The organism is Xenorhabdus sp. IM139775 (genome assembly GCF_028598745.1).
Lineage (GTDB): Bacteria > Pseudomonadota > Gammaproteobacteria > Enterobacterales > Enterobacteriaceae > Xenorhabdus.
Genome location: NZ_JAQRFK010000043.1, coordinates 16,186 through 29,890 on the forward strand (window position 1 = coordinate 16,186; position 13,705 = coordinate 29,890).

15 protein-coding genes are annotated in these 13,705 nt (G+C 44.9%); 4 read left to right on the plus strand and 11 right to left on the minus strand.

The window, feature by feature from the left end:
• Window positions 1-98 precede the first annotated feature (98 nt).
• From glmM to rlmE, 4 genes are all read right to left on the minus strand, one after another.
• A complete protein-coding gene (gene glmM / locus PSI17_RS10460; protein WP_273551941.1) occupies window positions 99-1,436 on the minus strand; it encodes a phosphoglucosamine mutase in 1,338 nt (445 codons plus the stop codon).
• Window positions 1,437-1,576: 140 nt separating this feature from the next.
• On the minus strand, window positions 1,577-2,437 hold the full coding sequence (gene folP / locus PSI17_RS10465; RefSeq protein ID WP_273551942.1) for a dihydropteroate synthase: 861 nt from the start codon (window positions 2,435-2,437) through the stop codon (window positions 1,577-1,579).
• Window positions 2,438-2,505: 68 nt separating this feature from the next.
• On the minus strand, window positions 2,506-4,425 hold the full coding sequence (gene ftsH, locus PSI17_RS10470) for an ATP-dependent zinc metalloprotease FtsH (RefSeq protein WP_273551943.1): 1,920 nt from the start codon (window positions 4,423-4,425) through the stop codon (window positions 2,506-2,508).
• Window positions 4,426-4,473: 48 nt separating this feature from the next.
• Window positions 4,474-5,103 (minus strand): 23S rRNA (uridine(2552)-2'-O)-methyltransferase RlmE, encoded by a 630-nt coding sequence (gene rlmE, locus PSI17_RS10475; RefSeq protein WP_099140554.1) that lies wholly within the window; start codon window positions 5,101-5,103, stop codon window positions 4,474-4,476.
• 135 nt (window positions 5,104-5,238) lie between these two features.
• Here rlmE and yhbY point away from each other — a divergent pair, with 135 nt between their 5' ends.
• The gene (yhbY, locus tag PSI17_RS10480; RefSeq protein ID WP_273551944.1) at window positions 5,239-5,532 is read left to right on the plus strand and encodes a ribosome assembly RNA-binding protein YhbY; all 294 of its coding nucleotides are present in this window, start codon (window positions 5,239-5,241) and stop codon (window positions 5,530-5,532) included.
• Between the two features lie 169 nt (window positions 5,533-5,701).
• On the opposite strand, the gene greA is transcribed toward yhbY, so the two are convergent.
• Window positions 5,702-6,178, minus strand: coding sequence for a transcription elongation factor GreA (greA, locus tag PSI17_RS10485; protein WP_273551945.1), 477 nt, complete (start codon window positions 6,176-6,178; stop codon window positions 5,702-5,704).
• Between the two features lie 276 nt (window positions 6,179-6,454).
• Between greA and dacB the strand changes: the two genes are divergently transcribed.
• Complete coding sequence (gene dacB, locus PSI17_RS10490) at window positions 6,455-7,915, plus strand: serine-type D-Ala-D-Ala carboxypeptidase (protein WP_273551946.1); 1,461 nt, start codon at window positions 6,455-6,457, stop codon at window positions 7,913-7,915.
• A gap of 91 nt (window positions 7,916-8,006) precedes the next feature.
• Here the strand turns inward: dacB and cgtA are convergent, their stop codons facing one another.
• From cgtA to rplU, 3 genes are all read right to left on the minus strand, one after another.
• Entirely contained in the window at window positions 8,007-9,173 is a 1,167-nt protein-coding gene (gene cgtA, locus PSI17_RS10495; RefSeq protein WP_273551947.1) for an Obg family GTPase CgtA, read from the minus strand.
• A 129-nt stretch (window positions 9,174-9,302) separates the two neighbouring features.
• Window positions 9,303-9,560: a 50S ribosomal protein L27 gene (gene rpmA / locus PSI17_RS10500; RefSeq protein ID WP_015836118.1), complete on the minus strand. Its 258-nt coding sequence runs from the start codon at window positions 9,558-9,560 to the stop codon at window positions 9,303-9,305.
• A gap of 20 nt (window positions 9,561-9,580) precedes the next feature.
• Window positions 9,581-9,889 (minus strand): 50S ribosomal protein L21, encoded by a 309-nt coding sequence (gene rplU, locus PSI17_RS10505; RefSeq protein WP_012986964.1) that lies wholly within the window; start codon window positions 9,887-9,889, stop codon window positions 9,581-9,583.
• A gap of 251 nt (window positions 9,890-10,140) precedes the next feature.
• Here rplU and ispB point away from each other — a divergent pair, with 251 nt between their 5' ends.
• Window positions 10,141-11,112 (plus strand): octaprenyl diphosphate synthase, encoded by a 972-nt coding sequence (gene ispB / locus PSI17_RS10510; protein WP_273551948.1) that lies wholly within the window; start codon window positions 10,141-10,143, stop codon window positions 11,110-11,112.
• A 27-nt stretch (window positions 11,113-11,139) separates the two neighbouring features.
• Here the strand turns inward: ispB and PSI17_RS10515 are convergent, their stop codons facing one another.
• Both PSI17_RS10515 and PSI17_RS10520 read right to left on the minus strand, forming a co-directional pair.
• Window positions 11,140-11,520 carry a DNA-binding protein gene (locus PSI17_RS10515; RefSeq protein WP_273551949.1) on the minus strand — a complete coding sequence of 127 codons (381 nt, stop codon included), beginning with the start codon at window positions 11,518-11,520 and terminating at the stop codon, window positions 11,140-11,142.
• 75 nt (window positions 11,521-11,595) lie between these two features.
• Window positions 11,596-11,943 carry a DNA-binding protein gene (locus tag PSI17_RS10520; protein WP_273551950.1) on the minus strand — a complete coding sequence of 116 codons (348 nt, stop codon included), beginning with the start codon at window positions 11,941-11,943 and terminating at the stop codon, window positions 11,596-11,598.
• Window positions 11,944-12,130: 187 nt separating this feature from the next.
• On the opposite strand from PSI17_RS10520, the gene PSI17_RS10525 reads away from it, so the two are divergent.
• Window positions 12,131-12,397, plus strand: a complete 267-nt coding sequence (locus PSI17_RS10525) for a helix-turn-helix domain-containing protein (RefSeq protein ID WP_273551951.1) — start codon at window positions 12,131-12,133, stop codon at window positions 12,395-12,397.
• Window positions 12,398-12,507: 110 nt separating this feature from the next.
• On the opposite strand, the gene mdh is transcribed toward PSI17_RS10525, so the two are convergent.
• Entirely contained in the window at window positions 12,508-13,446 is a 939-nt protein-coding gene (gene mdh / locus PSI17_RS10530) for a malate dehydrogenase (RefSeq protein ID WP_273551952.1), read from the minus strand.
• Window positions 13,447-13,705 lie beyond the last annotated feature (259 nt).

Consider the following 13,705-nt stretch of genomic DNA (forward strand, 5'->3'; position numbering starts at 1 on the left):
AATTAACTTATTGAGCGGGTGTGAATACTAACCAAAGCGTATCAGACACGCAAGATTAATTTTAAATACTGGCGCTGTTCGGGTAAAAAATCAACAAATCAACCTATTTTTTTCACAGCATCTGCAATACGATGTGCCAATGCAGTGACTTGCTCTTCATCTTCACCTTCTACCATGACGCGAATCAATGGCTCTGTACCCGATTTACGCAGCAGAACACGACCGCGGCCATTCAATTCCGCCTCAACAGATTTTACGGCGTCATGCACTGATTCTGATTGCAGGGGATCGATATTACCCGTAAAGCGGACGTTAACCAAAATTTGAGGTAAAAGTTTCATGCCGCTGCACAAGTCATGCAAACTCATATTATTGCGTACCATGGCACTCAAGACTTGCAATCCAGCAACAATGCCGTCTCCGGTTGTGGTTTTGTCCAGCAAAATCACATGGCCTGAGTTTTCGGCACCCAGACGCCAGCCTTTTTCCTGCAATTTCTCCAGCACATAGCGATCGCCGACTTTCGCACGCTCAAATGGGATACCAAGCTGTTTCAGTGCCAATTCCAGCCCCATATTGCTCATCAACGTCCCTACGGCTCCACCACGTAGCTGGCCTTGCCTTAACGCTTCACGCGCAATGATATACAGGATCTGATCGCCATCAACTTTTTCGCCCAGATGATCAACCATGATGATACGGTCACCATCACCATCAAATGCCAGACCAACGTGTGCCTGTTCTTCCAGTACCCGTTTTTGCAATAGCCGCACATCTGTTGCGCCACATTCTTCATTAATATTGATGCCATTAGGTTCACAACCAATGGTAATCACCTCCGCGCCCAGTTCTCTGAGAACATTCGGAGCGATATGATAGGTCGCACCATTGGCGCAATCCAGAATAACTTTCAGCCCATTTAAACTTTGCTCACTGGGGAATGTCCCTTTACAAAATTCAATGTAACGACCCGCTGCATCAACTATCCGGTTTGCCCGCCCCAACTCAGCCGATTCCACACAGGTCAGGGTTTTTTCCATTTCTGCTTCAATCGCTTCTTCAACATTATCAGGTAATTTAGTGCCATCAATAGAGAAGAATTTAATGCCATTATCATAGTAAGGGTTGTGGGAAGCAGAAATAACAATACCTGCTTCTGCACGGAAAGTACGTGTCAGATATGCTACGGCAGGTGTTGGCATCGGCCCGGTAAAGGATGCCGATAAACCGGCTGCGGCCAATCCTGCTTCCAGCGCAGATTCCAACATATAACCTGAGATTCGGGTATCTTTACCAATGATGATTTTGCGAGAACCATGACGCGCCAGTACTTTTCCCGCAGCCCAACCCAGTTTCAATACAAAATCAGGGGTAATTGGGGTATTACCCACTCTGCCACGGATACCGTCAGTACCAAAATATTTACGGTTACTCATAAATTTCTTTTTCCTTTGCTGAACGTATTCTCTGCTCACAGCATATTTTTTGCTGACATCATGTTCTTTACAAACGGGGTATTTTACAAACGATATGTTTTATAAACATGTATTCTTTTCAGATAGTTTATTTCGTCCATTTAGTCCGTACAGGTAATGTCCGTACAGATAATGTTGGCAGACTGGGTTGCATGAACGATTTTCATTGCCTGAACCGTTTCTTTGACATCATGCACACGGATAATCTGGGCACCTTTCAGGGCTGCAATCACGGCACAAGCAACACTTCCTGTCACACGCTCCTGCGATGGTACATCAAGCAATTGACCAATCATGGACTTGCGTGACATTCCCGCCAGAATAGGTAATCCCAAATGATGGAATTCTTGCAAATGAGCCAATAACTGATAATTATGCGATAAGTTCTTGCCAAAACCGAAGCCAAGATCAAGGATCAGGTTGTTTTTTGCGATACCGGCCGCAACACAGCGCTCAACCCGCTGCGTCAGAAATGTTTTTACTTCCGATATAACATGTTCATAGTGAGGTTCTGTCTGCATCGTGCGAGGTTGCCCCTGCATATGCATCAAACAGACCGATAAACCACTTTGTGCTGCCGCATCAAGTGCTCCAGGTTCCTGCAACGCGCGAATGTCATTGATAATGTGCGCCCCAGCCTTGGCGGATTCCCGCATAACAACAGCTTTTGAGGTATCCACAGAAATCCAGGCATCAAAACGTTGAGCCAGCGCCTCAATCACCGGAACAACACGATCCAGTTCCTCCTGTTCACTCACCTCATTCGCTCCGGGACGGGTCGATTCCCCTCCCACATCAATAATGGCTGCGCCCTCTTTGATCATCCTGTCGGCATGTTCCAGTGCGGTATCAAAGGTATTATGGATGCCACCATCAGAGAAAGAATCGGGAGTCACGTTCAAAATTCCCATCACTTGTGGGCAGGAAAGATCGAGGATGCTGCCTCTGGCAGTCAATTTCATCGCTAGGTGCCTTAATGTCAAAACCCCAGGCAAGCCTGGGGTTTAATTTAAGAAATAAATACACTACGTTATGCGGTTGGATTTCCGTCCACAGGTTTCGAAGTTTGCTGCGGAGATGATGTATCATGACGGTTATTATTATTGCCGCCATTATTATCACCTTCCCAACCTGCTGGTGGACGTACGGTTGTACGATTCATCAGATCATCAATCTGAGGCGCATCAATCGTTTCATACTTCATTAACGCATCTTTCATTGAATGAAGAATATCAAGATTATCCATCAGAATCTGACGAGCACGTAAATAGTTACGATCGACGAGAGCCTTGACTTCATGATCGATTAAACGTGCAGTGTCTTCAGACATATGTTTTGCCTTAGCAACCGAACGACCGAGGAAAACTTCACCTTCTTCTTCCGCATACAGCAATGGCCCCAGTTTTTCTGAGAAGCCCCACTGAGTCACCATGTTGCGCGCGATAGAGGTCGCCACTTTAATATCATTGGACGCACCAGTAGAAACATTATCTACACCATAGATAATTTCTTCCGCTAACCGCCCACCGTATAAGGTTGAAATCTGGCTTTCCAATTTCTGACGGCTTGCACTGATCTGATCGCCCTCTGGCAAGAAGAACGTGACACCCAACGCACGGCCACGCGGAATAATCGTAACCTTATGAACCGGATCATGTTCCGGAACCAAACGACCAATAATGGCATGCCCTGCTTCATGATATGCCGTGGATTCTTTCTGTTCCTCCGTCATCACCATTGAACGACGCTCTGCACCCATCATGATCTTATCTTTGGCTTTTTCGAACTCAACCATAGAAACAACGCGCTTGTTACTGCGGGCAGCAAACAAAGCGGCTTCGTTCACAAGGTTAGCCAAATCGGCACCGGAAAAACCAGGTGTACCACGCGCAATGATTGATGCGTCAATATCAGTATCCAGCGGAATTCGGCGCATATGCACTTTCAGGATTTGCTCACGGCCACGAACATCCGGCAGGCCAACAACGACCTGACGGTCAAAACGACCAGGGCGTAACAGGGCTGGGTCCAGAACATCAGGACGGTTAGTCGCAGCGATAACAATAATGCCTTCGTTACCTTCAAAACCATCCATTTCAACCAGCATCTGGTTCAGTGTCTGTTCACGTTCATCGTGTCCACCACCCAGCCCCGCACCACGCTGACGACCAACTGCATCAATTTCGTCAATAAAGATGATGCACGGTGCCGTTTTTTTCGCCTGTTCAAACATATCACGAACACGGGAAGCACCGACACCAACGAACATTTCAACAAAATCAGAACCAGAAATGGTAAAGAAAGGGACTTTCGCTTCACCTGCGATAGCTTTCGCCAGCAATGTCTTACCCGTACCTGGCGGACCCACCATCAGGATGCCTTTCGGGATCTTGCCACCCAGTTTCTGGAAACGGCCAGGTTCACGCAGATACTCAACCAATTCGCCCACTTCTTCTTTTGCTTCATCACAACCAGCAACATCGGCAAACGTGGTTTTGATCTGATCTTCCGTCAACATACGGGCTTTGCTTTTACCAAAAGACATCGCCCCTTTACCGCCACCACCTTGCATTTGGCGCATAAAGAAAACCCAGACGCCAATGAGCAGTAGCATTGGGAACCATGAAATAAAGAGTGTCGCCAACAGACCTTGTTGCTCTGGTGGTTCACCAACAACTTTTACCTGCTTATTGAGCAGGGTATCCAGCAGCTTCTCATCCTGAACCGGCATATAAGTGCTGTATTTTCCACCGTTGTCTTTCTTAGTGAAATCAATGTCACGACCCGAAATACGTACTTCGCTTACTTGATTCTGCGATATCTCAGTGATGAAACTAGAGTAATCTACCCTACGACCGTTAGAGTCGCTGGGACCAAAACTCTGGAACAATAACATCAAGACAACTGCGATGACTAACCAGAGAATCAGGTTTTTCGCCATGTCACTCAAGGGATTAACCTCATATTACAACTGTGTTAACAAATAGTAGTCAGGGTACTACACTTTCCGCCCTGTCGCTACAATGTATACTTCACGTGATCGTGCCCGCGAAGCTTCTGGTTTACGAATTTTTACCTTCGCAAAAAGGGAGCGTATTTCCCTCAGGTATTCATCAAAGCCTTCTCCCTGAAACACTTTGACAATAAAACTCCCCCCAGGGGCCAGCACATCACGACACATATCCAACGCTAACTCAATCAGATACATGGATCGGGGAATATCGACCGCGGGGGTTCCACTCATATTGGGAGCCATATCCGACATGACGACCTGGACTTTATTATCACCAACTCTCTCAAGTAATGTTTTCAATACAAGTTCATCGCGAAAGTCCCCTTGCAGGAAATCGACGCCAACTATCGGATCCATTGGCAAAAGATCACACGCGATCACTCGTCCATTATTACCAATCTGACTCACTACGTATTGAGACCACCCACCCGGAGCAGCGCCTAAATCAACAACGGTCATGCCCGGTTTAAAGATTTTGTCGCTTTGCTGTATCTCATCAAGTTTAAACCAAGCGCGAGAGCGAAGCCCTTTTTTCTGCGCCTGAAGAACATATTTATCACTAAAATGTTCCTGTAACCAGCGACTTGAGCTTGCTGAGCGTTTTTTATTGGCCATTGTTCTTTCCAACTCTACTAATAGGGCGCCTGATTTTTTTGCGCTCTCTTGTCAAACCACACCACACTTTTATGGTGATAGGTATGAGATGGCGGTAGAATACATCGTTTTCAATCCCAACTAAGCAAAAAAACAATGACTCTTAACAAAAAACAAGTCCAACACCTGAAAAGCCTCGCTCATTCATTAAAGCCTGTCGTTATGATCGGCAACAATGGGCTGACCGAAGGCGTATTGGCTGAAATCGAACAGACTCTTTCACATCACGAGCTTATCAAAGTCAAAGTTGCAGGCGAAGAGCGCGAAATAAAAACTTTGATCGCTGAAGCGATTGTTCGTGAAACTGGCGCACATAATGTGCAAATCATTGGAAAAATGTTAGTTCTCTACCGTCCATCAGCAGAACGCAAAATTAGTTTACCTAAATAATCACGGCAGACTTATACAAAAGTGCCATATTGATTGATTTGTTATGATAAAAAAGGCCAATAACTGGCCTTTTTCTTTTATGCCAACCTATGCCAACCTATGCCAACACAATATATAACCACGATATATATCAAGATATGTCAGCATCATCGCCGATGATCATCGTGTTTTAAAAATAATCCACATTCAAAACTTCGTATTCCACTTGACCGCCAGGCGTAGTAATCACAACCACATCATCCACTTCTTTACCAATCAGGCCACGGGCAATGGGTGAATTCACTGAAAGAAGATTTTCTTTAATATTCGCTTCATCATCACCGACGATACGGTAGGTCTGCTCTTCGTCAGAATCCACATTCAGTACCGTTACCGTTGCTCCAAAAATTACCCGGCCATTGTTGGTCACTTTCGTGACATCAATCACCTGTGCATTGGAAAGTTTAGCCTCAATTTCTTGGATACGGCCTTCACAAAAACCCTGCTGCTCACGGGCGGCATGATATTCCGCGTTTTCTTTCAAATCACCGTGCTCACGCGCCTCAGCAATTGAAGCAATAATTTGCGGGCGACGTACATTTTTCAAATATTCTAATTCTTCGCGCAACTTATCCGCGCCACGTACCGTCATCGGAATTTGTTTCATTTATTAAACCTCTAAATCAATCCTAAGCCCAAACAACATCTTCCTGATTTTTGTAATAACAGCACAATGAGCACACCCTATCAGGCGGGCTTACAGATAATTAATAAAAGAAGTGTAATTCAGCACAATCTGAAGTCCACATGCCTATTTACCTGCCAATCTATCATTCTAACTTAGAGTTGATGATGGATCATCGTTTACTTTTCCTTTCAATGACACCTTAGTATGATTAATACAAATATTCTTGGGATACATCCACCTTCATATGCGAGATCTATGGCTCTTTTAAAAATTACCAGCAGAATAGCTTGTGTGCTCAGTTTAATCCTGAGTATTTTCAGTGCAAATGCCGCTTCCAATATCTCTTCTATTGAGAAAAGTGCCCAATATTTGCCTACGGGAACTCATTTTTCATTTATTGCCCAAGTTGTTGGCTCAAAAAATCCCTTAGTTGATTATCACGGGCAACAAATGGCGTTACCTGCAAGTACGCAGAAAATCGTGACAGCATTGGCAGCGCTATTGCAGCTTGGTAAGGATTACCGTTTTATAACAACCTTGGAAAGTCATGCCAATATTTCAGATGGCGTATTAGAAGGTAATCTGACAGCTCGCTTTGTCGGCGATCCCATGCTGACACGTTCACAACTGCGCAATATGGCCGAGGCGTTAAAACAATCAGGTATCAAACAGATTGCGGGCGATCTGGTCATTGATGTTTCGATTTTTGCCAGCCACGATAAAGCCCCTGGTTGGGTATGGAACGATATGACCCAGTGTTTCAGTGCCCCCCCATCAGCCGCCATCGTGGATAAGAACTGCTTTTCTGTGTCACTTTACAGCTCAGAACAGCCTGGTGAACGGGCTGTTGTCCGTGTACCCTCTTTTTATCCTGTCGACGTATTTAGTGAAGTCAAAACCTTGGCGAAGGGATCTCCAGAATCGAAGTATTGTGAACTTGATGTGACATCAGGTGACTTGAATCGATATACCCTGACAGGTTGCCTGACACAACGCGAGGAACCACTCCCATTGGCATTTGCCATCCAAAATGGGGCGAGTTATGTTGGCAAGATCCTCAAAAATGAACTGAATACTGCGGGCATCGAGCTAAAAGGCCATATACGACTCCAATCGATTCCCCAACAACCAGAAAAGATCCTCGCCGTAAATCAGTCTGTACCATTAACTCATATGCTCAAAATCATGTTGAAAAAATCAGATAACATGATTGCAGATAGCCTCTTTCGAACTCTCGGCCATCGTTATTTCAACGTTCCCGGGACATGGCGGGCAGGTTCCGATGCCGTTCGCCAGATCCTGAGACAAAAAGCTGGCATTGATTTAGGAAATACCGTCATGGTGGATGGTTCTGGCCTGTCACGCCACAATTTGATCGCGCCCGCGACCATGATGGAGATATTACAATTTATTGCCCAGCATAATGATGAACTGGACTTCATCCCGATGTTACCCAAAGCGGGATATGATGGAACGTTGGCTTATCGTCCCGGCCTGCATGAAGCGGGGCTTGATGGTAAAGTCTTTGCCAAAACAGGATCATTACAAGGCGTTTATAATCTGGCAGGGTTTATGACTGCCGCCAGTGGGCAACAAATTGCATTTGTCCAGTTTGTCTCTGCCTACGCTGTTCCACCGCAAGATCAGCGAACCCGCCGTGTTCCGTTATCGCGCTTTGAACACAATTTATATCAGTCGTTATATCAAAGCCACTAAACGGGTTCGGTTATTAAGAAAAACTTGCTCAAAAAAGGAAAAAGGCGCTCAGTACAGCGCCCTTTTGTTATATTCGGATGTCTATTGAAGATTAGTGCTTATAGATAAACTCTATGCCTTCGTCATCTTCTTCGTCCCAGTCATCATCCCAATCTTCATCAGATGCTTGCTGTAACTGTTCTTTATGGTAGTCATCCCACATGAATTCAACTTTTTCAGGCTGAGATTCTTCCGACGTTTCCATACCACGGGGCTGCGTCTTCATGAATTCCATAATGTCCCAACAAAGCTCTTTCACGCCCTGACGGTTCACCGCTGAGATCATGTAATAATTGCCTTCCCAACCCAGCTCATCAGCAATGGCTTTTGCCCGCTGTTTCGCTTCTTCCGGCTCCGTGAGATCGACTTTGTTAAATACCAACCAGCGCGGTTTTTCTGCCAGCTTTTCACTGTACTTGTGCAGCTCTTTGATGATGATACGGGCGTTTTCAACCGGCTCAGATTCATCAATTGGGCAGAGATCAATCAAATGCAGCAATACGCGGCAACGTTCCAAATGCTTCAAGAAACGAATACCCAATCCAGTGCCTTCTGATGCACCTTCAATCAAACCAGGGATATCTGCGACGACAAAGCTTTGCTCATTATCCATGCGCACAACGCCAAGGCTTGGCACCAAGGTTGTAAAGGGATAATCAGCCACTTTAGGTTTTGCTGCCGATACCGCGCGGATAAAGGTGGATTTACCGGCATTTGGCATACCCAGCATTCCCACATCAGCCAGCAGCATCAGTTCCAGCATCAGCTCACGGCTTTCTCCGGGGGTTCCCATCGTTCTTTGACGAGGGGCGCGATTCACCGAAGATTTAAAACGGGTATTGCCAAGGCCGTGGAAGCCCCCTTTTGCCACCATAAAACGCTGTTCATGGTGCAGCATATCCCCAATCACTTCTCCCGTGGCAACATCACACACACGAGTTCCGACCGGAACCTTAATGGTAATGTCCTGACCACGTTTACCGGTACAATCGCGGCTTTGTCCATTTTGACCACGTTCAGCGCGGAAGGATTTTTCAAAACGGTAATCAATCAGTGTATTGAGGTTTTCATCTGCCAGCAGGAAGACATCACCACCATCACCACCATCGCCGCCGTCCGGCCCACCTTTTGGAATATATTTCTCACGACGGAAGCTGACGCAACCATTGCCACCATCTCCCGCGACAACCAGAATCCTGGCTTCATCTACAAATTTCATCACTTTTCTCCGTAGGATAGCCACTGTAAAACTGGATGGCAGCTAGTACCCAGAGATGGCGTAATCCAGAATATAAAAAGCCCCGCAACACACATTGCAGGGCTTCTATTCGATTAAGAGTCAAAAAACTTATTCAGCTTCGATGCTGATAAATTTACGGTTTTTTGGACCTTTAACTTCGAACTTAACTTTCCCGTCAGCTAATGCGAACAGGGTGTGGTCACGGCCACAACCTACGTTGCTGCCTGCGTGGAACTTAGTACCACGTTGACGAACGATGATGCTACCTGCCAAAACAGACTCACCACCAAAACGTTTTACACCCAGACGTTTGCTTTCAGAATCGCGACCGTTACGAGTCGAGCCGCCAGCCTTTTTGTGTGCCATTAATCTGCTCTCCTAAAATCTTAAGCGATGCCAGTGATTTTAACATCGGTGAACCACTGACGGTGGCCCTGCTGTTTACGGCTGTGTTTACGACGACGAAACTTAACGATTTTAATTTTCTCGCCACGACCGTGAGCAACAACTTCAGCTTTAACTTTAACGCCTTCAACTACTGGAGCGCCGATTTTGATGTCTTCGCCATTAGCGACCATCAGTACCTGGTCAAACTCAACAGTTTCACCTGTTGCGATGTCCAGCTTTTCCAAGCGAATTGTTTGTCCTTCGCTTACTCGGTGTTGTTTACCACCACTTTGGAAAACTGCGTACATATAAACTCCGCTTTCCGCGCATCCCCTAAAAATGCTTTCCAGAGCGCGCTATAAAATATTCACAATAGGGCGCGAATTCTACGCAAAAACCGCCTAGAAGACAAGAGCAGAATTAGAACAGATGAGAAAAAAACAGAGTTTTTCAATTGTCATTTATTTGAACGGTTTTTCAAGTACAATCGCTATATCTTGATATCTATTGATATGCTAATTAATGAGCACAGCTCTGAATCAGAGTCCAAAGCCAAAACATGAATTTAGAATCGATAATTAAACTTACCGCTGATGATATGGCAGCGGTTAATGAAACCATTCTTAACCAATTAAATTCTGACGTTGCGCTGATCAACCAACTGGGTTACTACATTATCAGCGGTGGTGGTAAGCGCATTCGCCCAATGATTGCCGTACTGGCAGGTAAAGCCCTTCATTGCAAAGACGAAAAACACATAAAAGTTGCTGCTTTGATTGAGTTTATTCATACGGCAACCTTGCTGCATGATGATGTCGTTGATGAATCTGACATGCGCCGAGGAAAAGCGACAGCCAACGCCACTTATGGCAACGCGGCCAGTGTCCTTGTCGGCGATTTTATCTACACGCGCTCATTTCAAATGATGACTGATCTTGATTCCATGCGCGTATTAAAATTGATGTCTGACGCCACCAATGTCATCGCTGAAGGTGAAGTCATGCAGTTGATGAACTGCAATGATCCTGATATTTCAGAAGATGACTATATGCAGGTCATTTACAGCAAAACCGCCCGCCTGTTTGAGGTCGCTGCCCACTCAGCCGCTATTCTCGCTAGCGCCACGCCTGAGCAAGAAGCAGCATTACGTGATTATGGCCGTTATCTGGGAACCGCATTTCAGTTAATTGATGATCTGTTGGATTACGACTCAGATAACAGCACACTCGGTAAGAATACGGGGGATGACCTGAACGAAGGCAAACCAACATTACCCCTTTTGCACGCCATGAATCACGGGACGCCGGAACAATCGGCCCTGATCCGCAGTGCCATTGAACAGGGTAATGGCCGCCATTTGTTGGATACTGTACTGGCAACAATGAAACAGTGTGGTTCACTTAAATACACCCGCCAACGGGCAGAAGAAGAAGCTGATAAGGCAATTTCAGCATTGCAAGTACTGGAAGATTCTCCATACAAGGCGGCCCTTGAGGGATTGGCTCATATCGCCGTACAGCGACTTTCCTGAATTAAATCAATCAGTGCCCCAGATAATTCAATCTGGGGCACTGTCTTTATTATCAATCTCTTGAATACCGACATATTGGACAAGGCTGGCTAGCCCTTTTCTCAAAATGAACTTAACCATGCGTTCCCTTTCGGATTTGCTCAACTGGTAATAAGCCTCCACCCAGATCATAAAGGGATCTTGTCGCTTATTCCGATAGTATTCAACGGAGCTTTCACTCACAGTCAGTAGATTCAGTACTTCTTCGGGCAAACTGTTGACATTATATTCGAGCGCCTTTCCCTGTACTCCACGCTTACGGCGTTGTTCCCAGCCCTCGCGCCTTGCCATCAGGTTGACTCCTTGGGGAGACGATGGCAGCCCTGCGAGGCCGATGAGCTCTTTTGCAGAATACCATTCTTTTTTCATCTCTTTCTCCTCGCTTGATACTGGAGCAGTGAAGAGAAAGCCAAATTTTAAACATCTGGCTTTTCAAAAGCTGTCTCAAGTAGCTGTGATTTTTTCTAAAAAACTTCTTATGCCATCTCGTAATATCACTTCTGTAATTACCTCCTTTTCTTCCTCGGTGAGTAAATTAAATGCACTTACCCAAATGGATAGAGGATCTTGTTTCTGAACCTGATATTCCGCTGATGTTTCATTCAGTTCCAAAGCCGTCAAAGTTGTTTTAGGAAAACAAGAGTAATGGTATTCAATGGCCCTTCCTTGAACACCCGAACGTTTTTGCCTCAACCACTCTTCACGTTTTGCTCTGGCATTAACTCCTTGTGGTGATCTAGGTAACTCACCTACACCGGTCAGCTCCATTGCCGTATACCACTCTTTTTTCATAATGTTTCTCTATTTTTGTAACCAAGTTCAAAAAAGAAGTTATTAAGAAAAAATTAGAAATATTTTTAGGAAAAATAATGTTATTTTATTTTCTTAATAACAGGTTCGTGTTCGTTATTAATTTCACATTAACGCTTTAGTTATACCACTAATGTGGCTTCAAATTTAATAGAAAAGGATTAAAAAAATGATTTCTATGAAATCGGATTGGCATCCTGCTGATATTATTGCTGCTTTACGTAAACGTGGAACGACGTTAGCCGCCGTTTCCCGTAAAGCAGGGCTGAGTTCATCAACTTTGGCGAATACACTTTCTCGCCCATGGCCCAAGGGAGAATGGATAATAGCGAATTACTTAGAACTGCATCCGTCTGAAATATGGCCAAGTCGTTATTTCGATCCCCACACAGGAGAACTATTAGAAAGGAAAGTTAGAGAGAAAAAGAATAATTAGCTATCAATATAATTATTGAAAGAAAAACCGCTAGTTATTTCTAACTAGCGGTTTCAGTTATCTAATATATTTAACTTAATTCGTATATTAATAAATAATTAATAAATGAATTAGTTGTTAATAAACTTCTCGCCCAATTCAATGTCTTTTTTCAGAACATCCAGCATGTTATCCAATGCCTTTTGTTCGAAATCACTCAATTTGCCAATATCTAAATGTTCTTCGATACCATTTTTACCTAAGCGAACAGGCTGCGCAAAGAAACGAGCGTATTTGCCATCACCTTCAACATAGCTGCACTCAACAATATTGCTTTCGCCTTGCAAGCCACGGATCAGAGACAAGCCCAAACGTGCCGCTGCCTGCCCCATAGACAGCGTTGCAGAGCCGCCACCCGCTTTCGCTTCAACAACCTCAGTACCTGCATTTTGGATACGCTTGGTTAATGCTTCCACTTCTTCATCAGTGAAGCTAACACCTGAAATTTGGGACAACAGAGGCAGGATAGTGACACCGGAGTGTCCGCCAATCACCGGAACGTCTATTTCTTCTGCCTTCTTGCCTTTCAATCCGGCTACAAAGGTGTTGGAACGAATGACATCCAGAGTGGTAACACCAAACAGGCGGTTTTTATCATACACCCCTTCTTTTTTCAGTACCTCAGCGGCAATCGCCACCGTGGTATTGACTGGGTTAGTAATAATGCCAATTAATGCTTTTGGACAAGTTTTGGCAATCTGCTGAACCAGATTACGCACGATGCCTGCATTGATGTTGAACAAATCTGAACGATCCATACCAGGTTTACGCGCCACACCCGCAGAAATCAATACGACATCTGCACCAACCAGTGCAGGGGTTGCATCTTCGCCAGCAAAACCAGTGACTTTGACTTCCGTTGGGATATGGCTCAGATCGGCTGCCACGCCTGGGGTCACCGGAGCAATGTCATACAAGGAAAGTTCTGAACCTGAAGGAAGCTGGGTCTTGAGTAGAAGGGCAAGTGCCTGACCAATACCACCGGCTGCACCGAGAACTGCAACTTTCATCCTGATACTCCTTAAATATAAGTACTGTAATCACTACGTATTAAAAACAATCTGTTAACAGCCAGATTATCCACTTAATGACCTGATGATGGAACACCAAAGTTGCTTTATTCTAGACAAAATGCTTATCTGTTAATGAGATAATGGACACTTTTTTGAGAATTATTTCAGTTGCATTCCTCATCAATGAGCGGATTACCCTACTCTTCCCCTCCTTACTAAACAACACCATTTAGTTAACAATACATTTACTATGCTT

Bases quoted from the DNA above. Each gene is read 5' to 3' on its own strand.
- cgtA (WP_273551947.1), bottom strand. From the start codon at position 9,173: ATGAAATTTGTAGATGAAGCCAGGATTCTGGTTGTCGCGGGAGATGGT.
- dacB (WP_273551946.1), top strand. From the start codon at position 6,455: ATGGCTCTTTTAAAAATTACCAGCAGAATAGCTTGTGTGCTCAGTTTA.
- yhbY (WP_273551944.1), top strand. From the start codon at position 5,239: ATGACTCTTAACAAAAAACAAGTCCAACACCTGAAAAGCCTCGCTCAT.
- rlmE (WP_099140554.1), bottom strand. From the start codon at position 5,103: ATGGCCAATAAAAAACGCTCAGCAAGCTCAAGTCGCTGGTTACAGGAA.
- greA (WP_273551945.1), bottom strand. From the start codon at position 6,178: ATGAAACAAATTCCGATGACGGTACGTGGCGCGGATAAGTTGCGCGAA.
- PSI17_RS10525 (WP_273551951.1), top strand. From the start codon at position 12,131: ATGATTTCTATGAAATCGGATTGGCATCCTGCTGATATTATTGCTGCT.
- PSI17_RS10515 (WP_273551949.1), bottom strand. From the start codon at position 11,520: ATGAAAAAAGAATGGTATTCTGCAAAAGAGCTCATCGGCCTCGCAGGG.
- PSI17_RS10520 (WP_273551950.1), bottom strand. From the start codon at position 11,943: ATGAAAAAAGAGTGGTATACGGCAATGGAGCTGACCGGTGTAGGTGAG.
- ispB (WP_273551948.1), top strand. From the start codon at position 10,141: ATGAATTTAGAATCGATAATTAAACTTACCGCTGATGATATGGCAGCG.
- rplU (WP_012986964.1), bottom strand. From the start codon at position 9,889: ATGTACGCAGTTTTCCAAAGTGGTGGTAAACAACACCGAGTAAGCGAA.
- mdh (WP_273551952.1), bottom strand. From the start codon at position 13,446: ATGAAAGTTGCAGTTCTCGGTGCAGCCGGTGGTATTGGTCAGGCACTT.
- folP (WP_273551942.1), bottom strand. From the start codon at position 2,437: ATGAAATTGACTGCCAGAGGCAGCATCCTCGATCTTTCCTGCCCACAA.
- glmM (WP_273551941.1), bottom strand. From the start codon at position 1,436: ATGAGTAACCGTAAATATTTTGGTACTGACGGTATCCGTGGCAGAGTG.
- rpmA (WP_015836118.1), bottom strand. From the start codon at position 9,560: ATGGCACACAAAAAGGCTGGCGGCTCGACTCGTAACGGTCGCGATTCT.